Here is a 25,357-nt window from a genome sequence, read left to right on the forward strand (position 1 = left end):
GTTAGCACTGGATACCCCCCAAAAGATCGCAGCCTGCGGCAGCTCCTACACGTTTTGCGCACACCCGTTATTACAAGGGTGGATCGGCGCGGCGTAGGAGCTGCCGCAGGCTGCGATCTTGGCGATATTACACTCGCCGAATCAATGTTGCAGGATCTTGGAGAGGAAGTCCTTGGCGCGGGGGGAGCGTGCTTCGGGGGTGCCGAAGAACTCTTCCTTTTTACAATCTTCAATGATTTTTCCCTGGTCCATGAAAATCACCCGGTCACTGACCTTCCTGGCAAAGCCCATTTCGTGGGTGACGCACATCATGGTCATGCCCTCGTTCGCCAGCTTTATCATGACGTCCAGAACCTCTCCGACCATTTCCGGGTCCAGCGCCGAGGTGGGTTCGTCAAACAGCATCACGATCGGGTCCATCGATAATGCCCGAGCAATCGCCACACGCTGCTGCTGGCCACCGGAGAGTTGCCCCGGAAACTTGTCCTTGTGGGCGCTCAGGCCGACGCGGTCGAGCATCTTCAGGCCCCGTTCGAGCGCTTCGTCCTGGCCACGGCCCAGCACCTTCATCTGGGCCAGCGTCAGGTTTTGCGTCACGGACAGGTGCGGAAACAACTCGAAGTGCTGAAACACCATGCCGACCCGACTGCGTAGCTTCGGCAGGTTGGTTTTCGGGTCCGAGAGGCTGATGCCGTCGACGACAATCTCGCCTTTCTGGAAGGGTTCAAGCGCATTCACTGTCTTGATCAACGTCGACTTGCCAGAGCCGGAAGGGCCGCACACCACGACTACCTCGCTCTTTTGTATAGCGGTAGTGCAGTCGCTCAGCACCTGAAAATTGCCGTACCACTTGGAAACATTTTTTATATTGATCACGGTGGTTGTCCTGATGTGGTTGCAGATAGCGCAAGAGGGTGCGAGGACCTGATCTGTTGTTAATTCCTCTTCCTACTGTAGAAAGTATACGATTATTTTCCGATCGACAATGAAAATGCGACGAATGAGGACAATCCGTAGCAGCTGGCGAAGCCTGCGTTCGACCGCGAAGCGTCGTAAACAGGCGATATGCGGTCTTTCCTGAAAGAACGAAATTTGCCATCTTGCGAGCGCTACGCACTCGAACGCAGCCTTCGGCAGCTGCTACGGGGAAGGGAGCAGGGCCTGTCGTCCTTGTTGGTTTTCGTTTAATCGTATACGGTTGCAGATAATGCTCGTCTCTGCCAAACCCAGACACGCCTTTAAACCGCTTCCTGGCCACTTAGTGTCATATGTCTAACCATTCACCACTGAAATACATTGCAGGCCTGATCCCGTTGGCGCGTGTGTCCGCGCCCCAGTTTGTGGCTGCCGTCATCAGGGAAGCCATTGTCACTGGCGCGCTTTCCGGCAGCGAGCCGCTTCGTCAGGACCTGATCGCTACCGAACTCAACACCAGCAAGGTGCCGGTTCGCGAAGCGTTGCGCGAGCTTGAAGGCCAGGGCCTGGTGCAGTTTTTGCCGAATCGGGGCTTCATGGTGACACCGCCATCCCTGAATGAAATGAATGAGTGTTTTGAGTTGCGAGCGGTTTTAGAGCCGCTGGCCGTTCGCCATTCGGTACCGCTCTCGACTCCCGAGCAACTCGATGCTGTCGAACGCATCATCGATGAGTTCGAGAAAGTCCACGATCCGCTCCTCAGCAGTCAATGGAACCTCTCGCTGCATACGGCGCTTTATGCACCTGCGCAGATGAAGCACCTGGAAAACATGATCATCCGTGCGCACACCATTGCGCAGCGCTATACGCATATCTACATGCAGCTGCGCTCCGCAGGGATTGATAGCCAGGACGAGCATCGTGCGATTCTCGCGGCGTATCGGGCAAAAGACGTGGAGGCGGCCGTTGCGTTGATGACAACCCACCTCAAGCAAGCATCGGATGAGGCGGCTGAATACCTGAAAGACCACTTTGATTAAAAGTGATCGTGGGCACGCAATGCCCCCGCAATTGATCGGGTGTACACAACCCTCGTAGGAGCTGCTGCAGGCTGCGATCTTTTGATCTTGATCTTCAGCGGTCTTCAATATCGCCAAAAGATCGCAGCCTGCGGCAGCTCCTACGCCGACCGGGTACATCCGTGAAATTGCAGCGACACGCGATCCTGTAGGAGCAGCGCTCAGTCTTATTTGACCTTCAACACCTTCGGATTTGAGTTGCCCCAGATCGTGTAGAGGTCCGCCAACAACACGCCGGTGATGGTCTCAAGCTCGGTCTGGGTAATCTCTTCATCGCCCTGTTTGCCATACAGAACGACCTCATCTCCCGCCTTCACGCCCTTGATGCCACTGACGTCCACCATCAGCGTGTTCATGGTGACCTTGCCGATCACCGGTGCGCGCTGGCCGTGAATCAGCACCGAGGCTTTGTTGGAGAATGCCCTTCGATAACCGTCGGAGTAGCCGGCCGGGATGTTGGCGATCAACGAATCTTTGCTCAGGGTAAAGGTGCGGTCATAGCTGATGGTGCTGCCCGCCGGGTAGGCGTTGACCATCGCGACCCGCGACTTGAACTGCATCACCCGTTGAAACTCATTGTGCCCGCCCACTGGATAGCCATAGAGCGCAGCCCCCGGGCGAACCATGTCCAGCCAGCCCTCGGGCACCTCAAGGGTGGTGAAGGTATTGGCGCAGTGCAGGGTGATCTTGCTGCGGTCCAGTTTTGCGTGCTCGATCAACCAGCCGGACTGCTCCTTGAATGTGGCCAGCCCCCGGAGAACATCCTCGCGTTCTTCGACCGGGAAGTGAGTCATGATCCCGACGATATTCAGGTGCTCCAGCCGAGTCAGATCCACCGCCTGTTGTTGCCCCTCAGCCGTGCTCATGTCCAGGCCATTGCGGCTCATGCCCGCTGAATTCAGCGCCAGGTGAACAGGCAGTTTCACGCCCTTGCGGGTCGCCAGTTGATTGAGCTGGCGGGCCACCTCCAGATTGCCGACCAGTTCTTCGATGTTGTAGCGCAGCGCATTCTCGACTTCATCAACGGTAGTGCTGCGCAAACGCAGCAGGCGGCCCTTGAAGCCTTTTGCCCGTGCAACACGCGCCTCCTCGTTGCTCGCCACGCCGATACAGGTGATGCCCATCCTGATGGCGGAAGGGATCAGTAAAGCAATGCCGCTTCCATAAGCATCGGCTTTCATCACGGCGCAGATCTGGCTTTTACCCGCCACTCGTTGCTGGAGCTTGGTGATGTTTCCTTCGAAGGCGGCCTGATCAATCTCCAGCCAGGTGTTGGCCTGGCCTGATTGATTGTCTGCGCGTGGGTGTTCCGGGGTGGGATCGAGCAGGGGGGCGGCATTGACCACGGGCGTCATTGCCGTAAAAGCCAGTGCGAGTGTCAGCGTGCTGAGCATAAAACGTGGCATATCAAGTCTTCCATACTGGATGAGGAGAAGCTCCATGCACGCGTGGATTTGGCAGCAGCCAGGTCCATATGGCATCGAGCGAACAGCCATGGAATTTTTCAGGAAAGTCGTCGTTTGTTTATGTGGTGTGACAGGCCATTCGCAGCGGATGACGCTGTTAAACGGGGATAAACAACAGAGAACTTATTTGCACACTGGATGGGTGCAATAGCACGTTTCAGTACCCTGACAAGCGTCAGTGGCAAGCCGCATCTGCGCAGCAATATTCATTGATGGGTATCCGCAACGAGAGTCCATTGTGCAAGAGCGGAATCGGCTGCCGAGGCGAAGCTTTCAGCATTCTGAGTCGAGAGCCAACTGGATAACAGCCGAGTCGGCCGCTTCAGTGGAGGGAGAATAACCGCACTCACTTCCCTGTCTGGAAAGGCTCCCATGCAAACGACTAATACGGTGTTGATGATTCGGCCTTCGCGGTTTTCTTTTAATGTTGATACCGCCGCGAATAACCGATTTCAGAATTGTTCATTGCCCCAGGATCAAGCGCAGGCTCATGCCCTTGAGGAGTTTGACGGCTATGTAGCGGTATTGCGCGAGCATGGGGTCGAAGTGCTGGTGGCCCAGGACAGTGCGTCCCCCCATACACCGGACTCGATCTTTCCCAACAACTGGTGGAGCAGTCATGCCGATGGCACGCTGGTGCTGTACCCCATGCAGGGGCAGAACCGTCGGCTGGAGCGTGAGAAGGGCGTTCTGGAAGCGTTGCTGCAGGACTATTCGATTGAACAGGTACTCGACTTTACCGGGCTGGAGCAACAGGAGCTGTTTCTCGAGGGCACCGGCAGCATGGTGCTCGATCGCGTTCAGCGTATCTGCTACGCAGGTTATTCGGCGCGCACTCATGTCGATGCACTGCGCACGTTTGTCGAGAATCTTGGGTACCGCTTGTGTGCCTTTAGCGCCGTTGACCGTGACGGGATGGCGATCTATCACACCAACGTAATGATGAGCGTCGGCACTCGCCTGGCGGTGGTCTGCCTGGAAGCTGTCAGTGACCTTCAGGAACGCGCCGGGCTTGAGGCGCAGCTGCGATCCAGTGGCAAGGAAATCCTCGCGCTGACCTGGGAGCAGCTCGAGTCGTTCGCGGGCAACATGCTGGAAGTTCATAACCGCAAGGGTGAGCCGATCCTGGTGATGTCGCGGACCGCCTGGTTCTCCCTGGATACCGAGCAACGCCAACTGATCGAGCGGCATGCCAAGCCATTGCCGGTGAACATCGATACGATCGAACTGATTGGCGGCGGCAGTGCTCGCTGCATGTTGGCCGAAGTGCATTTGCCAAAACAAATGAACCAGGAGACGGTCGATCGTGGCGATTTCGATCGTTTCATGGTTCCCAACTACGCACCTGCGCCGTTTATCCCGGTCCGCGGAGAAGGCTCGCGGCTCTGGGACCAGAGTGGTCGTGAATTGATCGATTTCGCCGGCGGGATCGCCGTCAATGTGCTCGGCCATGCTCATCCGAAACTGGTCAGTGTGCTGACGGAACAAGCGCACAAGCTCTGGCATGTCTCCAACGTATTTACCAACGAGCCGGCATTGCGTCTGGCGCGCAAACTGGTGGGTGCAACCTTCGCCGACCGCGCGTTCTTCTGCAACTCGGGAGCCGAGGCGAATGAGGCGGCATTCAAGCTCGCACGACGGGTAGCCCATGACCGTTATGGCGAGGAAAAATATGAAATCATCGCTGCGTTGAACAGCTTCCATGGCAGAACACTGTTTACCGTGTGCGTTGGCGGCCAGCCCAAATACTCCGACGGCTTCGGCCCGCGAATTGAAGGGATCAGCCATGTGCCGTTCAATGATCTGGCGGCATTGCAGAACGCGATCTCGGATAGAACCTGCGCGGTGGTCCTTGAGCCGATACAGGGCGAGGGCGGTGTGCTCCCGGCTGAACATTCTTACCTGGAAGGTGCCCGCCAGCTATGCGATCAATTCAATGCACTGCTGATCTTTGACGAGGTGCAGACCGGGGTGGGGCGTACTGGAGAACTGTTCGCTTACCAGCATTACGGCGTTGAGCCCGACATCCTGACCAGTGCCAAGAGCCTGGGGGGCGGCTTCCCGATTGGCGCGATGTTGACTCGAGAAGGGCTGGCTCGACATCTGGTGCCGGGCACCCATGGCACGACTTATGGTGGTAATCCTCTGGGCTGTACGGTGGCCGAGGCAGTGTTTGATCTGGTGAGCGACCAGGCCCTGCTCGATGGGGTCAAACAACGTGCAGCGCAGTTCAAGTCTCGCCTCGCGCAAATGGCAGAGCAATATGGCGTGTTCAACGAAATTCGCGGGGTGGGACTGCTCATCGGTTGCGTGCTCAGTGACAGCTGGCGCGGGCGAGCCAAGGAAGTACTGAACGCGGCGGCCGGGCAGGGGCTGATACTGTTGCAAGCCGGTCCCGATGTACTGCGCTTTGCCCCCAGTTTGATTGTGTCCGATGCGGACATTGTGGAAGGGCTGGCCCGGTTCGAGCGCACCCTTGTGCTGCTGACCCGGGCTGCAGTTTAACGATGAGTAATAGCCTGAAGTTCAGCCACAAGATCCTGCTGGCGGTCTCGCTGATTGTCATCGCCGCTTTTGCGTTATTCACCGCCTACAACGACTATCTGCAGCGCAGCGCGATACGGAAAAACCTGGAGAGTTATCTTCACGAAATGGGTGGTGTCACCGCGAGCAATATTGCCAATTGGCTGTCTGGCAGAGTGTTGTTGATGGAGAGCCTGTCACAGTCGGTGGCGCTCGATCCGGCTGCGGAGAACATCACGCTGTTGCTCAAGCAGCAGGCCCTTGCGGCGAATTTCATCGCGACCTATGTGGGAGATAAAGACGGTAAATTCATGACTTGGCCGGATGCCAAAATGCCGGATGGCTACGATCCCCGTGGCCGCCCCTGGTACAAGGATGCAATCAACAGCAGCGGTCCGACTGTCACCGAGCCTTACATCGATGCCACGACCGGTAACCTGGTCATCTCCGTCGTCGACGCGGTCAGGGCCGGGCAGACCCTGGGTGTCGCTGGCGGTGATCTGGGCCTGCAGGCCATTGCCGACAGCATCAATGCACTGGACTTCAATGGCATGGGCTATGCCTTCCTGGTCAGCAGCGAGGGCAAGATCCTGGTCCACCCGGACAAAGCGCTGGTGATGAAGACGCTCGCCGATGTCTACCCGCAAGATACCCCGCGCATCAGCGGTGATATCAGTGAAGTTCGAGTGGATGGCCACACCCGCATCGTCACCTTTGCACCGATCACCGGCTTGCCCTCACTGAACTGGTCTATCGGTTTGTCCGTGGACAAGGACAAGGCGTTCTTGATGCTCAGTGAGTTCCGGGCTTCAGCGCTGGTCGCGGGCCTCATCGCAGTGCTGATTATCATCGCCTTACTCGGCATGCTGATTCGCATCCTGACGCAGCCGCTACGGGTGATGACCAGGACCATGCAGGATATCGCCGAGGGTGAAGGCGATCTGACCAAACGCCTGACCATCCAGAGCCAGGACGAATTCGGCATCCTCGGTACGGCGTTCAACCGCTTCGTCGAACGGGTGCATGGTTCGATCCGCGAGGTCTCCTCAGCCACCGAGCAGGTCAACGAAGTGGCCCTGCGGGTGGTCAGCGCTTCCAATTCGTCGATGCGCAACTCCGACGAGCAGTCCAGCCGGACCCATAGCGTGGCGGCTGCGATCAACCAGCTCGGCGCAGCCGCAGAGGAAATTGCCCGCAACGCAGCCCAGGCCTCGCATCAAGCGAGCGACGCCCGGGGCCTGGCTGAGGACGGCCAGCAGGTCGTCGATAGAACCATCGAGGCCATGAACAGGTTGTCCGAAATGCTCAGCACCTCCAGCGGCAATATCGAAAACCTCAACAGCAAAACGGTGAACATCGGGCAGATTCTCGAGGTGATCAGCAGCATCTCCCAGCAAACCAACCTGCTGGCCCTCAACGCCGCCATTGAAGCGGCCCGTGCCGGCGAGGCCGGGCGCGGTTTTGCAGTGGTCGCCGATGAGGTACGCAACCTGGCCCATCGCACCCAGGAATCGGCGCAACAGGTGCAGGCCATGATCGAAGAGCTGCAAGTCGGCGCCCGCGAGTCGGTCAGCACCATGAGTCAAAGCCAGCGCCACAGCCTGGAAAGCGTGGAGATCGCCAACCTGGCCGGCGAGCGCTTGAATAGTGTGACCTTGCGCATCGGTGAGATCGACGGCATGAACCAATCGGTTGCCACCGCTACGGAAGAGCAGACTGCCGTGGTCGAGTCGATCAATACCGACATCAGGGAGATCAACACCCTTAACCGGGACGGCGTGGAAAATCTGCAGTCGACCTTGCGGGCCTGTTCTGATCTGGAGCAGCAGGCAGCACGCTTGAAGCAGTTGGTGGGTGGTTTTCGGATCTGATCGGGGTACGTCGTGCAGCCCCATGCAGGAGCTGTCGCAGGCTGCGATTTTTTGGCTGTTCTGCAGATTACCGAGAATCAAGATCAAAAGATCGCAGGCTGCGCCAGCTCCTACGCCGACCGTGATTGGCAGAATGATCTGCGCGAAGCCTGCAACCGATCGTGTCTGGTTCGTAGGTCCGCGACTGCTTCAAGCCACCCGATAGATCGCAGCCCGGAGCAAGCCCTTCCCACATTCGGTCGTTGAATAAGCATAAAAAAACGCCGCACCTCGCAAAGGGGCGGCGTTTTTTTGTGGCGAGGGAGCTTGCTCCCTCGCCACAGGCGTCAGGCTTGAGCGACCGGGATCTTGGCGTTCGCAGCCGCTTCACGGAACTCGGCGATCTGGTCGAAGGACAGGTAGCGGTATACATCGGCCGCCATGCTGTCGATCTTGCCAGCGTATTCCATGTACTCCTCGACGGTCGGCAGGCGACCCAGGATCGATGCCACGGACGCCAGCTCGGCCGAAGCCAGGTAGACGTTCGCGCCATCGCCCAGACGGTTCGGGAAGTTACGGGTCGACGTCGACACCACGGTGGCGTTCGGTTCAACGCGAGCCTGGTTACCCATGCACAGCGAGCAGCCCGGCATTTCCATGCGCGCGCCAGCCTTGCGGTAGATGCCGTAGTAGCCTTCTTCGGTCAGCTGGTGAGCGTCCATTTTGGTCGGCGGCGACAGCCACAGACGGGTTGGCAGTTGATCCTTGACCTGTTCCAGCAACTTGCCGGCAGCGCGGAAGTGACCGATGTTGGTCATGCATGAACCGATGAACACTTCGTCGATCTTCTGGCCTTGAACGGTTGAAAGCAGACGGGCGTCGTCCGGGTCGTTCGGCGCGCAGAGCACAGGCTCTTTGATGTCGGCGAGGTCGATTTCGATCACTTCAGCGTATTCGGCGTCCTTGTCGGCCACCAGCAGCTCAGGGTTGGCCAGCCAGGCTTCCATCGCTTGAGCGCGACGTTCCAGAGTCCGTGCATCGCCATAGCCTTCGCCAATCATCCAGCGCAGCAGGGTGATATTGGAGCTCAGGTACTGCGCAATGGCTTTTTCCGGCAGTTTGATGGTGCAGCCCGCAGCGGAGCGTTCGGCGGAAGCGTCGGACAGTTCGAACGCTTGCTCGACGGTCAGGTTGTCGAGGCCTTCGATTTCCAGGATGCGCCCCGAAAAAGCGTTGATCTTGCCTTTCTTTTCCACGGTCAGCAGGCCAGCCTGGATCGCGTAGTAAGGAATGGCGTGAACCAGGTCACGCAGGGTGATGCCCGGCTGCATCTTGCCTTTGAAGCGCACCAGGACCGATTCCGGCATGTCCAGCGGCATCACGCCGGTGGCGGCAGCGAACGCGATCAATCCGGAACCCGCCGGGAAGGAGATCCCGATCGGGAAGCGGGTATGGGAGTCACCACCGGTACCGACGGTGTCCGGCAGCAGCATGCGGTTAAGCCAGCTGTGGATGATCCCGTCGCCAGGCTTGAGCGAAACTCCACCTCTGTTGCGCATGAAATCAGGCAGGGTGTGGTGGGTGGTCACATCCACAGGCTTTGGATAGGCCGCGGTGTGGCAGAAGGACTGCATCACCAGATCGGTCGAGAAGCCCAGGCACGCCAGGTCTTTCAGTTCGTCACGGGTCATAGGACCGGTGGTGTCCTGGGAACCGACGGTGGTCATTTTCGGTTCGCAGTAGGTACCTGGACGAACGCCAGCCACGCCGCACGCCTTGCCGACCATTTTCTGCGCCAGGGTGTAACCCTTGGTGCTTTCAGCCGGTGCTTCAGGCAGCTTGAACAGCGTCGAAGGTGGCAGACCCAGCTCGGCGCGAGCCTTCTCGGTCAGGCCACGGCCGATGATCAGCGGGATACGGCCGCCGGCACGGACTTCGTCCAACAGCACCGGGGTCTTCATTTCGAAGGTGGTCAGGACTTCGTCAGTGCCGTGTTTGCAGACTTTGCCAGCATGTGGGTACAGGTCGATCACGTCGCCCATGTTCATGTTGGTGACGTCGAATTCGATCGGCAGTGCGCCAGCATCTTCCATGGTGTTGTAGAAGATTGGAGCGATCTTGTTGCCGAAGCAGAAACCGCCGGCACGCTTGTTCGGCACGTAAGGAACGTCGTCGCCGAAGAACCACAGCACCGAGTTGGTCGCCGATTTACGCGAAGAACCGGTACCGACCACGTCACCGACGTAGGCGATCGGGAAGCCTTCGCCGCGCATGGTTTCGATTTGCTTCATCGGGCCGGTGACGCCTTGCTCGTCCGGAACGATGCCGTCACGGGCCATTTTCAGCATGGCCAGGGCGTGCAGCGGGATGTCAGGACGGGACCAGGCATCGGGAGCAGGGGACAGGTCGTCGGTGTTGGTTTCGCCGGTGACCTTGAATACGCGCAGGCTGATCTTGTCGGCCAGCACCGGGCGCTTCTGGAACCACTCGCCGTCGGCCCAGGATTGCAGTACGCCTTGAGCGTGAACGTTGCCGTTTTTGGCTTTTTCCGCGACGTCGTGGAAAGCATCGAACATCAGCAAGGTGTGCTTGAGTTCCTTGGCTGCGACTGGCGCCAGTTCGGCGTTGTCCAGCAGGTCAACCAGGGTCACGATGTTGTAGCCGCCCTGCATGGTGCCGAGCAGTTCAACCGCGCGTTTTTTGTCGATCAGAGGGGAAGTGGCTTCGCCTTTGGCCAGCGCGGAGAGGAAACCGGCCTTTACATAGGCGGCTTCGTCCACTCCTGGTGGAACGCGATGGGTGATCAGGTCAACGAGGAAAGCTTCTTCGCCAGCCGGGGGATTCTTCAGCAGTTCGACCAGGCCGGCGGTTTGATCAGCATTCAGCGCCAAGGGCGGTAGCCCTTCCTCGGCGCGTGCCAGTAAATGTCGGGTATAGGCTTCAAGCACTGGGTATCTCCTGTCATTGCCGCACTTTGCTGAGTGCACGAGGGGGCGGGTAGCTGGCCGAGCCTGGTCCGCAAAATAAATGCAGGAACAGTTTTCAGCAATCGAGGGTGACCGCCCGTAACTGCCAAATTCAACTGCTCCTACAAAACCTGTTCTGTCCCGCAAAGCGAGAGGGGCAGCAGATCTGCATCTGCGCCTTGGGCTTGCGTGCGAGGTGCATCATTCATCGTTGACAGTATTTATTGTCAACACATTCTCGCGATGCAGGCGAAACATAATGATTTTATTGGGCTAAATCAACAATATTGTCGACACATTGCTTCTGGAGCAGCAAGTTGAGCGCTTGAAGCCGCTGGTGGGCAGTTTTCGGATCTGATTGGGAGCTGCTGCATCAGTCATGCGAGCCGGGTGTTTTTTTCAACGGCCCGATACCGTTCATAAGTGACCAGGGTGGATCAGCAGCGAACCGGCACTCTGCCGCGGGCTTCACACTTGCAAGGGGCTACTGATCGAGCCCCTGTGCACAGCATTCAGAGCCTGTCGATCCGCCGTATCAATGGCCTTTGACTTTCTTGATCCTGATCAGAATCACCATGAGGATACCGATGAAGAGAGGGGTCATGGCCAGCATGGCCTCTCGCGCGGAAACCTCGGCTCCCAACACGTGCAACCCCGAATAGACAAGCTTGAGCAGGTTTATCAGGTAGTAGGTGATGGCGATAATCGACAGGCCTTCCACGGCGCGCTGGATCTTGATCTGTGCATCGGCGCGGGCGTTCAGGCTTTTGAGGATTTCCGAGTTCTGTTCTTCCATTTCGACCTGCACCCGCGCTTGCAGCAGGTCGCCAAGGTTGGCCACGCTTTTGGCCAGGTGCTCCAGGCGTTGCTCGGTGGCGGCACAGTACCTGACGGTAGGCTTGAAGCGCCTTTCGATGAAAATGCCGAGGCGCTGGCAATCCCCCACGTGGCTTTCCCGTAGTTCGCCAAGGCGCTCGAACACCAGTTGCGCATAGGCCTGGGTGGCACTGAAACGGTGGCGGGTTTTCGCGGTGCTACTGACCACCTGCGCCGACAAACTGGAAATGTCGGCCAGCAGGACTTTCGCGTTTGTAGAGTCGGAGCCGGCGTTACGCTCGGAGAGGGTGACCAGGGTCTTGTCGAAGACATTGAGTTGGGCGCTCAAGGTCTTGGCAGTAGTCAATGCCAGGGAGGCCATCATCCGGTAGGTCTCGATTTCCAGCAGCCGCCGGATCATCCGTCCTTGGCGGTAGGCATTCAGACGGTGGTTGACGAACAGAAAACGGTTGGTACTGTCCTCGCTGAGGCGAAAATCGCTCCAGACCATGGCGTCACCTCCACCCACGCAAGAGCCGCAAGGGTCCTTGAAGCCATAGCTTGCGAGGTCCAGTGCTGCTTCGCCACGCACCACAATCTGTACCGCGCTGATCATCAGCGGCCGATGTGGCTCGATCTTTTGTGCCAGCGACTCGGGCAACGATGTCCAGTACAGGTCATTGCAGGACGACGTGATCACCAGGGTCAGGGTGAAGAACTCGGCGTGACGTTCCCACTTCAGTGGGTGGCCGTCGAGGTGAGTGATGCCTTGGGCCGCATTCGGGTCGAAGGTCGCAGGGCAGCAGTTCTGCAGCAACGCATTGCACTCCCGGTCCCCGCCGAGGAAGGCCAGATGAAACACATGGGCCGGCTCGTCGAAATACAGGGATGGGCGGGCGTGCAGTTCGTTGTGTAGGGTGTGTCTTTGCGGGTGCATGCTGTTCAGGCCAGGTTGATTTATTGTTCTTGGCGCTTGCGATAATGCCCAGGCGTCGGTGCTTTTCAGGGCATTGATCGGCTGCTGTTGTTAATGGGACAGGTTGACGAACCCACGAGTCACCAGCGGTAGTCGCTGTTTTTTCGTCCCCCCTTGAGGCCTAGGTCTCTACCCATCTTTTTTGTTCTGGCTCTCGTAGCAGCTGCCGAGCCTGCGAGGCTGCGTCCGGCCGCAATTTTCGCGATCATGGTGTCAGCGGATTCCCGCCAGGCAGTGCTCGAGAATATCGAGTCCTTCGTTCAGCACCTCGGGCTCGATGGTCAGCGGGGCAAGCAGGCGGATGATGTGCCTTGATTTGCCGCTGGGCATCAACAGCAGGCCGGCGGCTCGGGCGGATGCCAGTAACTCGGCGAGCTGCGCAGTGGCCGGGGCGCCTTGCGGGGTGGTCAGTTCGATACCGCGCATGGCGCCTGTGCCGGTCAACCTGCCCAGGTATGGCGAGAGTCTTTTCTCCTGCCAGGACAGGTAGCGGGAGACTATGGCGCTCTCCTGCATTTCGCCCCAGCCGGACAACTGTTCATCGCTCATCTGCTCCAGTGTTGCCAGGCCCGCCGCGCAAGCGATGGGATTGCCGGAATAGGTGCCGCCCAGCCCGCCCTTGGGCAGAGTGTCGACCAGCGCTTTACGGCCAACCACTGCGCCGAGGGGGACTCCGCCGGCGATGCTTTTGCCCAGCAGGAGCAGGTCCGGTTCGATACCGAGGCGGCTGAAGGCAAAGCGTTGTCCCGTGCGCCCGAACCCGGACTGAATCTCATCGATAATGATGAGAATCCCTTTTTCATCGCAAAAGGCTCGCAGGGTTTTTGCGAAATCAGGCTCCATCGCCAGAAATCCAGCTTCCCCCTGAACCGGCTCGAAGATGAAGCAGGCCACGTCATTGACGTCGATCTCGACACTGAACAGGCGGTCCAGGGCTTTGAGGGCCTCTGCGGTGGTGACGCCGGTATCCTTGCTCGGGTAGGGCAGATGGAACACCGGCCCCGGAAGGACGCCCACTCGCTGCTTGTAGGGTGCTACTTTGCCGTTCAGGTTCAGGGTGGCCAAGGTCCTGCCGTGGAATCCACCGTCAAAGGCAATGACGGCTGTACGCCCGGTGACACCCCGCACGATCTTCAGGGCATTTTCTGCCGCCTCGGCCCCGCTATTGGTGAACATGCCGCTCAAGGGGTAGGAGACGGGTATGAACTTCTCCAGTCTGTCCATAAACCGTAGATAGGGATCATGGGGCGCGGCATTGAAGGCATAGTGAGTCAGCCTTGCCGCTTGTTCCTGAATGGCCTTGACCACTAATGGGTTGCAGTGCCCCAGGTTTAATACCCCGATGCCGCCAACAAAGTCGATATAACGTTTGCCAGTAGTATCCCAGACTTCTGCATTTTTGCCATGAGACAGGGTTATCGGGTGAACGATGGAAATCGATTGACTGATGTTCTCGCTATTCATGACTGGGCACTCCCCGATATACAAGTTCGGCTGAGGGTCGAGTCATGAAAGGCGACGATCGATAGAAGGCGCGAAGACATAGTTAAACCCGCTAAGCCAGATGTTTTTTCTATCTAAGCGAACAACGCTTGCACCCTGCAAACGAAATAAAATCCGGGCATCATTCCAATAATTCTGGATGTTTATCCCGAAGGGGTGTTGCGCTGACCTGATATCGAGGGACCAGGGCAATGCCGCAGCCAGCCTGCGCTGCCCGGATGCACATGTAAAAGGTGTCGATATCATCAGGAAACCAATTCCTGATGCCGCTATCGAAATCGGTGGTGGCTATTGGCATTTGATTTGTTGATTGAACGAGGTTTCAGTTATGACGCTTCGTTGATGAACTTCTGCTGGCGATGCCTGATTATGTTATAAAATGTCAGGCGTTTCGTTGCTTCGGGTGATAACGTTGCTCGGAATTTCGATTGTGTTGTTACAGCAATTGCAATGCGTGAAGTTTTTTTCGCCTGGAACTCAAAAAATCAATCCTTTTATGGCTGCTGCCTCCTCGCGCATAGAACTGTTGAGTTTGTGTCGAAGAGGCGGTTCGAGATTATAGCTCGGTGTTATAGAAATAGAACTCTGGCTTCAGGGGCGCAAGGGATGTAATGGCCGCCGACCTTAATCAAGGTAGATTGATAATGACTGAAGAACATGGTGGCAGCACGCACCCCATACAGGTAATCGCGATAACGAGCGGTAAAGGCGGGGTAGGGAGGACCAGCATTTCTGTGAACCTGGCTTTGGCCTTTGCCAATTCAGGCAAACGAGTCGTGCTGTTCGATGCAGATTTTGGGCTGGCCAACGTTCATGTTCAACTCGGCTTTGCTCCCGAACTCACGATTGCCGACGTGATATTGGGCAATTGCGAATTGAAAGATATGTTGCACCTCGGGCCCAAGGGCGTTCGCATCGTTCCGGCCTCTTCTGGTTATAACGATATGGTTGAATTTGATTCGGCCCTGTATGCAGGTCTGATTCAGTCCTTCAGTGAAATTGATAACAGTCTGGATGTGTTGATAGTTGACACGGCTGCCGGCATTGGTGAGTCGGTTGTCAGCATGGTTCGGGCGGCTCAGGAAGTCCTGGTGGTGCTGACTCCCGACCCGACGTCTATCTCTGATGCCTACGCGTTGATCAGATTGTTACACCTTGGTCACGGAATGTGTCGTTTTCGAGTGCTCGCCAATATGGTGCAAAGTACCCACGAAGGCCTTCAGCTCTATAGAAAATTGACCAGGATTACCGATAGATTTCTAGATGCCACCCTGCAGTTTGCAGGGTCGGTACCGTATGACGAGTTAATGCGTAGTACAGTGCATCAGCAGCGCGGAATATACGATGCGAAACCGCTTTCCGGGTTTTCTAAAGCAATGGATGCCTTGGTGCGGAAAATCAACCGCTGGCCGTTGCAGTCCGAACCTCGTGGTCATCTGGAGTTTTTTGTCGAAAAGCTGATACGCATGCAAAGACAAGGTCAGGATGCGCTGATGTAAGGCGCCTTGATCCCCGTTCATTCCTGGATGTACCCGGTCGGCGTAGGAGCTGCCGCAGGCTGCGATCTTTTGACTTTGACGCCTAAGGCGCCTTGATCTCCAAGGTAAGTAGCAGGAGCGAGTTGGCTCGCTCCTACAATTGCGGCCCCCCCTCGAAATGTTTTCCATCACCAACCATTAGCTCTCGACAGGTCTGAATGCCTGATTGTTCGGCATGCTCGTCACCCGGCACGGTCTTTGCCTTGAATAGAATCCATTGTCTTTCTGATCCTGAGAGGTGCAGTTGCCTATCGTCAAGGCGAGGGGGCGTGAAGGTTAGTAAATATCTTTGGATATCAGCGTAAAGGGGGTCTTGATGAGGATTTTAATATCAAGCCATAGCGACCAGTTGTTAATGTAATCAAGGTCTATCTCGACGCGTTTTTGCATCTTGTCGAGGGTGTCGGTTTCCCCGCGGCATCCGCTTATCTGGGCCAGCCCGGTTATACCTGGCTTGATGCGATGGCGGGCCATGTAAGCATGTATTTTGCCGGTGTAGTAATCATTGTGAGCGACGGCGTGTGGCCGCGGTCCGACGAGCGCCATGTGCCCTTGCAACACATTGAACAACTGCGGCAACTCATCGATCGAGGAGCGCCGGATAAAGCGCCCCACGGCAGTCACCCGTGAATCCTGCCGACTCGCCTGCTGCACATGCTTGTCGTCATGCACTTGCATGGAGCGGAATTTCCAGACCTTGATGATCTTGCCGTTCCAGCCATGGCGCTTCTGTTTGAAAAGAACAGGACCTGGCGAGGACAATTTAACAGCGACAGCCACAGCGACCAGCAGTGGGCTCAGGCAAATGAGGGCGGTGAGCGCCAGAAAACGATCCACCAACGCTTTACTCAGGGCCGCGGTGGGGTAGCTGGTCAGGGGGCTTTCATTGAGATGTATCGCGGGTAAACCACCTACCTCACTCACGGAGTGATTGAGCAGCATCATGCTGTCCAGGTCGGGAACCCAGACAACATCGACATTCAGATCAAGAAGATCAATGTACAGCGCTTCAATATGTTGCGCTTCACTGAATGAAAGAGCGATATACAAGCGGCGAATGTCATGGGCGTTGATGAGTGTGCGCAGTTCTTGCAGTTCACCGACTATCATCGGCGATCTGGCGGCACTGTTGGCGGACATCGAACTGACCAGGCCGACGAGGGGGAAGTGGTTTTGCCCGGAAAAGGTGTCGGCCAGTTTCAACGCAATTCCGTTGGTGCCAATAATCAGGCTGTTGTAGTGATGGTTGAATTTTTGATGATAATATTTGGAGAGATAATGCATTAGTAGATAAGGCAGAACCTGCACGGCATAACCCAGTAATGACCAGACTATTATAGCCTCTCGAGAATACAAGTCGCTTGCCTGGCTGATGAAGCCGATGAGGGCCAGGCATGCCAAGGTGATTGTCCAGCCGCACAGCAGTCGAACCAAACCGTTAATATAATGATGTTTCTTGTAATAAACCTGAAGCACAGAGTACGCAGGTACCGATACCAGCAAAGTCAGAATGGCTAACATTCGATAGTGGAAGTCAACTTCTCCCGTTTGGTAATACGCCAGCATAAACAGCAGCGTGATGACCAGGCTCATCGCAACGGACCACTGGCCCCAAAAGGTCAGTCCTTTAGCTACAGCTTTTCGATCTATGCGGGTATGTATCACGGTGCAGACCTTTTGAAGATGACCATCCGTATTGAAGTTGCTGGCGACGCGGAGTTGTATGTCGCTGCAGTCTTCGTGCGCATTTATCATTCAGAACTTCCAGGGCGGAAGGCTGTACGATTTGCTGATGATAATATCTTGAGGAAAGGTGTGTCCGACGATTTATAACGCTGCTGGGAGGAAGTGCCGCTAATTATTGTTGTAAGCAGGGCGGCGTTTGTTCGATTATGCCTGCTTGACGTTGGGTCGATGCAGGGAAACAGCATATGAAGCTCTGTTCTGCTGGAATTGATCAGGGGGTAGTCTTCACTTCTTGAACCAGGCAATAGCCCCGATTTCTCACCGACCGAAACAAGCGCTCGCCATGGGCGTTATTAAACTTGTCCTGTAGCCTGCTCAAGCACATTTCAAGGCCGCTATAGTGCGAGGGATCTCGATCAATGCCCAGGATCAGCTCTTCCTTGCTACAAACCCGGCGGTCACTGAGTACCAATTGCTTGAGTAAGAGCGACTCAATGGTAGTGAGCGGAATGTGTATTTTTGCATTGAACAGTTCACGTTTGTTGAGACTGAACGACCAGGCTTCAGAGGTCGCGCACGCCTTCTTTGGGCGATTCGTTTCAGGGATAAATGCAGGTTCGACGGCGGCATCTTCGAACGGAGGGCCGTTTTTCAGGAATTTATCCGGGGTGAGGAATTCCTTGGCAAGAGGGGGGGTGAGGAGCGACTGGTTAAACCTGCTTTCAATGCCATGCATTGCGAGACAGTTGGAGATTTCCTGCTGGCCCTGTGCTGACAGCGTTCGGTTGACTATTTCCGTCAGAATATCGTTGGTGAAAATTGAACGCTTTTTAGCTCGGACACTGTCAGGTATCACACTTATACTGATAGGTCTCTGATTTAAGGAGATTTTCATGTGTGAAATAAGGTCCTTGAGGAGATAAAACAGCAAGCCTCTTGCCTGCCAATGAATAACTCTGCTGTGTGGTTCAAGTTGCCGGGGGTTGATTTTTGTTTAGCGGGCAGGTTGAAGCTCCATGCCATTGGCTGTCACGAGATGACGCCCCGGCACAGTCGATAGCCAAAGCCACGAACGCTGTGAATCAGTTCAGTCTTGTAAGCAGTTCTGATCTTGGTGCGTAGCCGGCTGATGGTTTTTTCCAGGGCGCGTGGATCATAGAATATAACATTCGGGTCCAGGGCTTTGGCAATACTGTCTTGGCTCATAACGTGTTGCGGTGCATTGATCAGGGCGTCAAGAATCGTCATCTCTGTATAAGAGATTTCCAGTTTGCTTGAGTTTGCGGACAACAGGAGTCGTGTTCGATCCAGCGTCAACTGGATTTTTGCTTTCCAGACAGTGTCGTGGAATATAGTTGAAAGTAAATTGGTTTTTTCTGTCTGCTCGCCTGACAATTTAACGCAATGGTCGGCGCCGGCAAGATAGCAATTCACACCTGAAAACGACTTGGGGTGTGTGAATAACATCAAAATACTGGCCACATGGTTTACCGAGCGGATTTTCTTTACAAGATCAAGGCTTTCATTGATGGCCGCCGGACCATTGATCTCGATGAAAATAGCGTCTATGGAAGCAATATCACATATCTGGTTCAATGGCATGAAAGGGATTGACGCGTCAACGTGTAACGCTTCTGAAACTGTGACCTGCTTCAAGCTTTCTGCCAATGCCTGGGTGCGCGTAAAGGTCAATATGACAGCATCCTGCTTTTTGGAAGTGCATCCTGCGTTAACCATATCATCTAACTCAACTGCTTAGAGGCACAATAATGTTGCCATACAAGCTTGGTATGCTATTCGACATTTTATAACATTTTCAAGCTAAAAATAATGCCTGGTCTCACCGGGTTCCTTCGGGAATCGGGGTTATTTTGAATGCCTGATCAATAAAAAACTGAAGTCAGTTACTCTCCCAAGGAGGGCGGATTATTCTGGTGAATTGGCCATTGATAGTGTGGGTATTTCACAGAGAAAGTTCATGGTCTGACGAGTGCGCAGCGGAGCTGTCCAATGCTAAAATAATTGATATATCTATGCGAAATAGACATGGCCACTGATTGGCCAGCATTCAGCAGGCGGCGGAAGTTTGGGAATCGTAGTTTCATCGGGAATCCGATTCAGATGCAGCCAAATAAACTAGCGCAGGATCGTGGTCCCGTAGCCCATTGTCGGGCTGTTGTAACCCGGTCTGTTCTGCGTCAGCCCTACGACTAAAGTCGCATATTGAATAAAATTTATTAGAAGTTTCAAATTTTTGAACCCTCATTTGCCGTGCAGGATCGGAATAAACAATGCATTTGTATTGATTTCTGTAGTGAAGCGATCGGTATCGACCAGATACGATCCGATTTTGAGTGTAACGTTCATTTAAATCTGAAATTTCTAAAAACGTACGTTTGTTTTGTACCCGCAGGGCTGCAGTCAAGGTGGCATCGCTACCCGCTCCGATTAATCGCGCGTCCAGTGCCACGCAAGCAGCAATCCGATCAACACACCGAAGCCGTTGGCCACGGCGTCGTAAGCCGATGCCGTGCGCAGCGGCATCAGTTCTTGCGTATATTCGATGAGGATCCCGGTGAGCAGACAACCCAAGGCGATCCACCGCAGCTTGACCCGCTGGAAAGCCAGCCGGCAACTAAAGGACAAGGCGAGAAAACCGATCAAATGATGCAGCTTGTCTTCCTGGGCAAAGGCTTCGGGAATCGGCTGCGCACGCAGCCCGGCAGTCAGCAGGGCCCCGCTGATACCGACGAAAAACAGTACGCGTACCCAGAAGGGCAACTCTATGAGACGCTGGAATTTCAGATTCATTCGGTGATTTTCTCGAAGTTTTTATAGAACGCATCACTGTTGCGGCCATCGGTCATGGTGTGCAGCGAATACTGGCGGTCAAGGCGCGCACCACCATCGCGGGTCAGCGGAGCCCAGGCCAGATTGGCGCGGCGCATCGTTGAAACACTCATCATTTCGTCGAACGGGATGGAAATATAGATGCCTTTGTCGAAACTACCTTCGCCATACTCTTCTTTCGAGGCCGTGGTACGGGTGACCCAGCCACCGAATTTCACGCCGTTACTGAATTCGTGGGACAGATCGATCGTAGTGCCCCAATCCCGGGCCAGATAACGTCCGACACTGACCGCTGCCTGCAACTCGAAGGGTAGTTCAGTATAGGTGGTGATGTGACCGGTCAGGGTCTTGTATCCGCGCAGGCCAAAACCCTGATCAAAGTCGCGCTGTCGCACGTAGTTCAGATCAGCCCCCACGGCCCAGCGCTCGCCCATGGGACGGTAAAGCAGCTCAGCGCCGACCCCGGCGAACATCGATTCCAGATAACCGCCGTACACCATGCCATACAGGTCCTGGTCCAGTTGCCTGGCATGGTTGAGCTGAAAGGCCGGCATTGTGACGTCCGAGGTGGTGATGTACTTGCGCAAATCACTGCGCACCCGGGGCAGGTCGCTTGGCGCGTCGTAGGTGAAGTCGTCGAAGTTGTTCAGTAGATTGACGCTCAGGCCACCGCTGGTCCAGATGCTGCGGGTAAAACGGTATTCGGCTTCCACATCGGCGCTCAGCTGGTACAGCAGAAAACCGTCAGGGCCACCAATGTTTTGCTTGTAACCCAAACTGAAACCATAGGAAAAAGGCTCCAGAGCCTGGGTGTACAGGATGTTCTCAACGTGTGGCGTGGCCCGGTTCAGCTCAGTGGTGCGGTGCAGGTCGGTAAGGTCCTGCCGGTTGTTTACCACGGAACGGAAGGTTTCCCGCGGCACACTGACTTCTTCCACCGGCATGTCGTAACGCTTGTTCACTAGAGTGAACCAGTCGATCTGGTCATTCGCGCTGTTGTCCAGAATCCGGCTGGCCCGGCCCACGCCCTTGGCCGAGTAGAAGTAGCGCGACTGCTCGCCATATACCATCAGCTCGGAATCGCGCTGAGTAATGCGTTCGACCTTATAACCGGCGTTGCTTTCCAGTTGTCTGGAAACCCTGGCCCAGTCGACCTGATTGAGCGCCATGCTCGACGCCTGTGCAGGGAGCAGCTGGGCAGGGGCGTCGTAGCGTTTGACCGGTGCCTTGCGGCTGGCGAAATTGGTATGCAGCGTGATGCCGAACAACGCCGTATTGCCGCGCTCCCAGCCCACCGTCAGATCGACAGAGTCGCTGAGTTTGTAGACCGCGCCGATATTGATAGGCGAGTCCTGCTGCTGGTTGTTGCCTTGCGGTTCATGCCGATAGTCGTTGCCGTCGAATTCGAGCTTCAGGCTCAAGGGCGACCAGGGCGTTTGATAGGCCACGCCACCAAACAACGCAGGCGAACCGCGGAAATACGAGCTGGTGTTGACGTCGCCCGCAGTCGAGCTTTTCGGGCGTGTATCGAAGCGGTCATCGAGGTACCCCAGCGGGTTGTCGAGATCCCCGCGGTTACCGATATAGCCCCAGGCAATCCCCAGGCTGAAATCCAGATTGTTGTAACGCTTGTTCGCTACAAAATATTCACTGGAAAAAAGGCCGGTACCGCCGATATCACGAAAACCGAGCGCGACCTCGGGCAGCCAATGGCTTTCTTGCCAGAGTCGGGCTTTGGCATCCACCGCCTTGTCTTTATAGCTCTGGTCGCCACTGAAGGACTCCGGCCCGTATTTGCGATTGCTGATGGCAGTATAACGAAACGACCCTTCGAGCCAGTCAAGCGGCTGCAATGAAAGGCTATAGCGAGAGTAAGGGTCCGTGCGGTTGGCGTTCAGGCTCAATTCGCCGGCCGGGGCCATCCGGGCGGTAGGGGATTGCAACAACCCCACGCCGCCGAAATCATTCTGGGTAAAACGCGGCTCGCCATGAGCCAGACTGTAGGGCAACAACACTACGGCGGCAAAACGTAACTTCAAGGGGCCACCTCGGCCAGCGGTTGGGTGGCGAGAAACCGGGCCAGCTGCTCGTTCAAATCGGGAGTGGGCAGATCGGGATCATCGTTTCGCACGGGCACCAGAATCCTGCTGCCCGCGACGGCAAACACCCCATCCTCGCGATTCCAGCCGGCGATGCCGACTCGCTTGACCCGGCCATCGGGATCGATCAGCCACAGGTAATCGGCCTCTGCGTCGGTCAGTGGCAGACAGCTTTCGAGGTAGTCACGGGCCTGCAGCGGGGCGCCATAAGGCAAGGTGCAGGGTTGTTCCACGGCGCCCATTACAGTGACTGTGGTCGGGCGCGATGGGTAAACCAATTGGTCGCCATCGTTGAGCAAGTAGTTGCGCGCGAACCCGACCTCCAACGCCACAGGGTCGAGCACCGCGACTCTGCGCCCGGTGACCGGTAAGCGACTGACGTCTTCAAACAGCCGCGCAGCCAGGGCCGCAAGCCTGCCGTTTGCTTTGAGCAAGGCGCCACGTTGCAGCATCTTCAGATCGAACAGCACACCGGCTTTCAGGCGATTTTGCGGCTCCAACAGCGGCTGGTGCAGCCAGGCGGCGGCCAGCCAGTAACTTTCGGCGTTCGGCCGTGCCTGGCTGACGACATCCAGCAAACGTGCGCCCGGCACAGTCGTGAAGGATCCGCCACTGCGTACATCACCCGTCACCGTGACAGCTGCGTGGCTCAGCGCAGAACTGACCAGCAACAGACAAGCCGAGAGTGTTTTCGAATACCTCACCGGCCCGTCTCCCAGTCAGGACGCAACAGCACAATCTTCAAGAAAAGCTCCGGCGTGAGATGTTGTTCGCTTTGCAGGATCAAGCCATCCTCAGGGTTGACCCAGAAACGGTTGGTGGCGTGGAATCCCAGCTCGGGGATGTCGATGCGTTCGTCTATGCGCTGCAACGCATAGTCCTTTTCCAGGATGGTGACGGTCTCGACGGCCTGGCGACTGAAGCGACTGTTGACCGCCAGGCCGATCCGCTGACCCTGATAGAGATCGATCCAGCGGGTGCTGCGGTAACCGTCGGGTAATTGCTGCAAGCCGCGCTTGAACGGCGACTCACCGTCGAACCCTGTGCCGTCCAGATTGGTGCCCAGGCCGACGCTGCGCACCGCCAAACCGTCGCGCATCAACAACACCTGCTTGCCGGAGGCGACCCAGAACTCCAGGTCGCCCTGCTGGCGAAGCCTGGCCATCACCCCTTCGCTGGCGTCGGTGGTGACCTTGATCTGCGCATAGGGCACTGCCTCCACCTGCGCCGGGGTCAGCAGCAGCGGTTCGACGCGACCTGTAGACGCTTTAAAGGTATCCAGGGAGGCCTGCATCAAGGGATTGCAGCCACACAACAGCAAAGCCAGCGCCAGGCATGAGCGATTACGAAAAGTTTTCAAAACGGCTCAAACCTTATCGGCTGCTGGATTCACTGATATTGTTTTGCGCCGCTGCCCCGGTACCCAGAATGCTCGCCGAAGGTACCAACTGACTGATCAAGCGGTTCCAGCGAGTCACCCCTGCAGGGCCGACGTAGACAATATCCTGGGGCTGCAGATCGAAGCGGCTGGCGAGGGCGAACGCGGTGGGTGATTGGGCGTCCAGCTGAAAGACTTTGGCCGGCTCGGTTTCAAGGTTATCGGCGCCCCGAATGACATACAGCGCATTGCCATTGGAAGTGGTCTGGTTCAGCCCGCCGACCGATCCGATCACATCCGCCAGATTCATCTGACTGATTTTGAACGTCAGCGCCCGTGGCTGGTTGACCTCGCCCATCACATAAATCTTCTTCCGGTCGTTGTACGGCAGGTACAACTGATCGCCGTCTTTCAAATAGACGTTATGCAACAGCGAGCCTTTGCTGTTGAGCGCATCCAGGTCCAGTCGATATTCACGCCCATCACGGTTCAATGTCAGCCCGGCCAGATCCGCATTCAATGGGTCGACAGTGGCGGCACCGATGGCTTCGACGACACTCAGCGGTGAAGTGGTGATCGGCTGTTGACCGGCTTTCATGACCGCGCCGGAAATAACCACCTTCTGGCTGGCAAAGCGCAAAACGCTCAAATCCACCTGAGGGCTGTCGATGAATTGCGCGAGGCGCTCGGCGATAAACCCGCGCAGCTCCTCGATGGTTTTACCCGCGGCTTCAACATTGCCGACATAGGGGTAAAACATCGTGCCATCCGGGCGTACCAGACGGCCATTCGCATCAATCTGCTGTTGGGCACCCGACGGCGCGGTCAACTCCGGGTGGTCCCACACGGTGATGTACAACACATCGTTGGCCCCGATCCGGTAAGCCCCCGGCTTGAACCCCAACAACTCGACCGGCACCGAGGCTTGCACTTTTGTCGCCGCGTCCTGGGCAATCAGTTTCGGCGTTATCGGAATCAACTCGACCCGACTGCTTTCCGGTGAGCCATCACGGCCGATATCACTGGTATCCAGGTATTGACCGGGCGCGAACATACAACCTTGCAGGGCAACACCTGCAAGTACAGCGAGCGACAAATTACGAATCATGATGGGGGGCACTTGTGGAGGAAACACAGCAAAACCAACCCCCCCGGATTGCTCCGGGTGGTTGAGGGCAATCGACCTGGCGCCGGGCTTAGCGGGTACCGGTGGTCCCGGTAGTGCCAGTGGTGCCGGCATTGCTGTTGCCACCGCCGCCGCCTTTACTGGCGGACAGCGCAGCGGCCCCGGCTGCAACCGCGACGCCAATGCCGACGGCAGTCGTGGTGACTACGCCGCCCAATACACCGGTCGACGTGGCCAGGGAAGTACCTGTTGCGGTCCCGGCCGGTGCGGACGAAGCAGAAGATGGCGCAGAAGACGCAGAAGGTGCAGAAGGCGCAGAAGATTTTGCAGGAGGCTCAGCGGCCAGGGCAGAGGCACTCAAGGCAAGCATTAGCGCGGAAACAAATAATTTGCTCATGGGGAAATTCCTTTTGATACATCGTCTGTATTGGCGGTGACACTTGAGCGCGTAAGTGCAAGGTTACTAACTTCGAACATTCGGCATGCTTGAAGCATCGTGATGGAGCAGGGCACGGCGAGCGTGACACTTGAGATATTTCTTTACCGGCATTCATATTCGCAATATCAGCTTTAGAATACCTGCGCG

The 25,357-nt window shown here is 56.4% G+C and carries 17 protein-coding genes and 4 pseudogenes; 6 read left to right on the forward strand and 15 right to left on the reverse strand.

Annotated features, from left to right (window positions below):
• Nucleotides 1-141: 141 nt before the first annotated feature.
• Nucleotides 142-876 (reverse strand): amino acid ABC transporter ATP-binding protein, encoded by a 735-nt coding sequence (locus AC3IUA_RS12835; RefSeq protein WP_489361386.1) that lies wholly within the window; start codon nucleotides 874-876, stop codon nucleotides 142-144.
• 392 nt (nucleotides 877-1,268) lie between these two features.
• Between AC3IUA_RS12835 and AC3IUA_RS12840 the strand changes: the two genes are divergently transcribed.
• Complete coding sequence (locus AC3IUA_RS12840) at nucleotides 1,269-1,955, forward strand: GntR family transcriptional regulator (protein ID WP_489361388.1); 687 nt, start codon at nucleotides 1,269-1,271, stop codon at nucleotides 1,953-1,955.
• A gap of 206 nt (nucleotides 1,956-2,161) precedes the next feature.
• Here the strand turns inward: AC3IUA_RS12840 and alr are convergent, their stop codons facing one another.
• Nucleotides 2,162-3,400 (reverse strand): alanine racemase, encoded by a 1,239-nt coding sequence (gene alr / locus AC3IUA_RS12845; protein WP_489361390.1) that lies wholly within the window; start codon nucleotides 3,398-3,400, stop codon nucleotides 2,162-2,164.
• A gap of 432 nt (nucleotides 3,401-3,832) precedes the next feature.
• On the opposite strand from alr, the pseudogene ctlX reads away from it, so the two are divergent.
• The 4 genes and pseudogenes from ctlX to AC3IUA_RS12865 all read left to right on the forward strand — a co-directional run.
• A pseudogene (ctlX, locus tag AC3IUA_RS12850) lies at nucleotides 3,833-4,744 on the forward strand (citrulline utilization hydrolase CtlX); the annotation flags it as partial.
• Nucleotides 4,745-5,965, forward strand: coding sequence for an aspartate aminotransferase family protein (locus AC3IUA_RS12855; protein ID WP_489362327.1), 1,221 nt, complete (start codon nucleotides 4,745-4,747; stop codon nucleotides 5,963-5,965).
• Nucleotides 5,966-6,111: 146 nt separating this feature from the next.
• Nucleotides 6,112-6,996 (forward strand): annotated as a pseudogene (locus tag AC3IUA_RS12860) (HAMP domain-containing protein); the annotation flags it as partial.
• Nucleotides 6,997-7,254: 258 nt separating this feature from the next.
• A pseudogene (locus AC3IUA_RS12865) lies at nucleotides 7,255-7,854 on the forward strand (methyl-accepting chemotaxis protein); the annotation flags it as partial.
• A 326-nt stretch (nucleotides 7,855-8,180) separates the two neighbouring features.
• Here AC3IUA_RS12865 and acnB read toward each other — a convergent pair.
• From acnB to AC3IUA_RS12885, 4 genes and pseudogenes are all read right to left on the reverse strand, one after another.
• Complete coding sequence (gene acnB, locus AC3IUA_RS12870; RefSeq protein ID WP_489361392.1) at nucleotides 8,181-10,781, reverse strand: bifunctional aconitate hydratase 2/2-methylisocitrate dehydratase; 2,601 nt, start codon at nucleotides 10,779-10,781, stop codon at nucleotides 8,181-8,183.
• Nucleotides 10,782-11,334: 553 nt separating this feature from the next.
• Nucleotides 11,335-12,552: a DUF3422 domain-containing protein gene (locus AC3IUA_RS12875; protein WP_489361394.1), complete on the reverse strand. Its 1,218-nt coding sequence runs from the start codon at nucleotides 12,550-12,552 to the stop codon at nucleotides 11,335-11,337.
• Between the two features lie 252 nt (nucleotides 12,553-12,804).
• Nucleotides 12,805-14,055, reverse strand: coding sequence for a 2-aminoadipate transaminase (locus tag AC3IUA_RS12880; RefSeq protein WP_489361395.1), 1,251 nt, complete (start codon nucleotides 14,053-14,055; stop codon nucleotides 12,805-12,807).
• 205 nt (nucleotides 14,056-14,260) lie between these two features.
• Nucleotides 14,261-14,332 (reverse strand): annotated as a pseudogene (locus AC3IUA_RS12885) (hypothetical protein); the annotation flags it as partial.
• Between the two features lie 406 nt (nucleotides 14,333-14,738).
• Between AC3IUA_RS12885 and AC3IUA_RS12890 the strand changes: the two are divergent.
• Nucleotides 14,739-15,593, forward strand: a complete 855-nt coding sequence (locus tag AC3IUA_RS12890; protein ID WP_489361397.1) for a MinD/ParA family protein — start codon at nucleotides 14,739-14,741, stop codon at nucleotides 15,591-15,593.
• Nucleotides 15,594-15,908: 315 nt separating this feature from the next.
• Here AC3IUA_RS12890 and AC3IUA_RS12895 read toward each other — a convergent pair whose 3' ends face one another.
• The 9 genes from AC3IUA_RS12895 to AC3IUA_RS12935 form a co-directional block, all read right to left on the reverse strand.
• Complete coding sequence (locus AC3IUA_RS12895; protein WP_489362329.1) at nucleotides 15,909-17,297, reverse strand: undecaprenyl-phosphate glucose phosphotransferase; 1,389 nt, start codon at nucleotides 17,295-17,297, stop codon at nucleotides 15,909-15,911.
• A gap of 292 nt (nucleotides 17,298-17,589) precedes the next feature.
• Complete coding sequence (locus AC3IUA_RS12900) at nucleotides 17,590-18,213, reverse strand: winged helix-turn-helix domain-containing protein (RefSeq protein WP_489361399.1); 624 nt, start codon at nucleotides 18,211-18,213, stop codon at nucleotides 17,590-17,592.
• A 134-nt stretch (nucleotides 18,214-18,347) separates the two neighbouring features.
• The gene (locus AC3IUA_RS12905; protein WP_489361400.1) at nucleotides 18,348-19,010 is read right to left on the reverse strand and encodes a helix-turn-helix domain-containing protein; all 663 of its coding nucleotides are present in this window, start codon (nucleotides 19,008-19,010) and stop codon (nucleotides 18,348-18,350) included.
• Nucleotides 19,011-19,766: 756 nt separating this feature from the next.
• Nucleotides 19,767-20,129, reverse strand: coding sequence for a VanZ family protein (locus AC3IUA_RS12910; protein WP_489361402.1), 363 nt, complete (start codon nucleotides 20,127-20,129; stop codon nucleotides 19,767-19,769).
• A complete protein-coding gene (locus AC3IUA_RS12915; protein WP_489361404.1) occupies nucleotides 20,126-22,207 on the reverse strand; it encodes a YjbH domain-containing protein in 2,082 nt (693 codons plus the stop codon). The genes AC3IUA_RS12910 and AC3IUA_RS12915 overlap by 4 nt, the downstream gene beginning before the upstream one ends.
• Nucleotides 22,204-22,971 carry a capsule biosynthesis GfcC family protein gene (locus tag AC3IUA_RS12920; RefSeq protein ID WP_489361406.1) on the reverse strand — a complete coding sequence of 256 codons (768 nt, stop codon included), beginning with the start codon at nucleotides 22,969-22,971 and terminating at the stop codon, nucleotides 22,204-22,206. The genes AC3IUA_RS12915 and AC3IUA_RS12920 overlap by 4 nt, the downstream gene beginning before the upstream one ends.
• Nucleotides 22,968-23,627 (reverse strand): YjbF family lipoprotein, encoded by a 660-nt coding sequence (locus AC3IUA_RS12925; RefSeq protein ID WP_489361407.1) that lies wholly within the window; start codon nucleotides 23,625-23,627, stop codon nucleotides 22,968-22,970. Before AC3IUA_RS12925 ends, AC3IUA_RS12920 begins: the two co-directional genes overlap by 4 nt.
• Nucleotides 23,628-23,640: 13 nt before the next feature.
• On the reverse strand, nucleotides 23,641-24,753 hold the full coding sequence (locus AC3IUA_RS12930; protein ID WP_489361409.1) for a polysaccharide biosynthesis/export family protein: 1,113 nt from the start codon (nucleotides 24,751-24,753) through the stop codon (nucleotides 23,641-23,643).
• A gap of 88 nt (nucleotides 24,754-24,841) precedes the next feature.
• On the reverse strand, nucleotides 24,842-25,168 hold the full coding sequence (locus AC3IUA_RS12935; protein ID WP_489361411.1) for a hypothetical protein: 327 nt from the start codon (nucleotides 25,166-25,168) through the stop codon (nucleotides 24,842-24,844).
• Nucleotides 25,169-25,357: the final 189 nt, after the last annotated feature.

The organism is Pseudomonas sp. KH_050 (genome assembly GCF_057838875.1).

Bases quoted from the DNA above. Each gene is read 5' to 3' on its own strand.
- AC3IUA_RS12875 (WP_489361394.1), bottom strand. From the start codon at position 12,552: ATGCACCCGCAAAGACACACCCTACACAACGAACTGCACGCCCGCCCA.
- AC3IUA_RS12880 (WP_489361395.1), bottom strand. From the start codon at position 14,055: ATGAATAGCGAGAACATCAGTCAATCGATTTCCATCGTTCACCCGATA.
- AC3IUA_RS12900 (WP_489361399.1), bottom strand. From the start codon at position 18,213: ATGAAAATCTCCTTAAATCAGAGACCTATCAGTATAAGTGTGATACCT.
- AC3IUA_RS12930 (WP_489361409.1), bottom strand. From the start codon at position 24,753: ATGATTCGTAATTTGTCGCTCGCTGTACTTGCAGGTGTTGCCCTGCAA.
- AC3IUA_RS12855 (WP_489362327.1), top strand. From the start codon at position 4,745: ATGAACCAGGAGACGGTCGATCGTGGCGATTTCGATCGTTTCATGGTT.
- AC3IUA_RS12935 (WP_489361411.1), bottom strand. From the start codon at position 25,168: ATGAGCAAATTATTTGTTTCCGCGCTAATGCTTGCCTTGAGTGCCTCT.
- alr (WP_489361390.1), bottom strand. From the start codon at position 3,400: ATGCCACGTTTTATGCTCAGCACGCTGACACTCGCACTGGCTTTTACG.
- AC3IUA_RS12890 (WP_489361397.1), top strand. From the start codon at position 14,739: ATGACTGAAGAACATGGTGGCAGCACGCACCCCATACAGGTAATCGCG.
- AC3IUA_RS12840 (WP_489361388.1), top strand. From the start codon at position 1,269: ATGTCTAACCATTCACCACTGAAATACATTGCAGGCCTGATCCCGTTG.
- AC3IUA_RS12910 (WP_489361402.1), bottom strand. From the start codon at position 20,129: ATGAATCTGAAATTCCAGCGTCTCATAGAGTTGCCCTTCTGGGTACGC.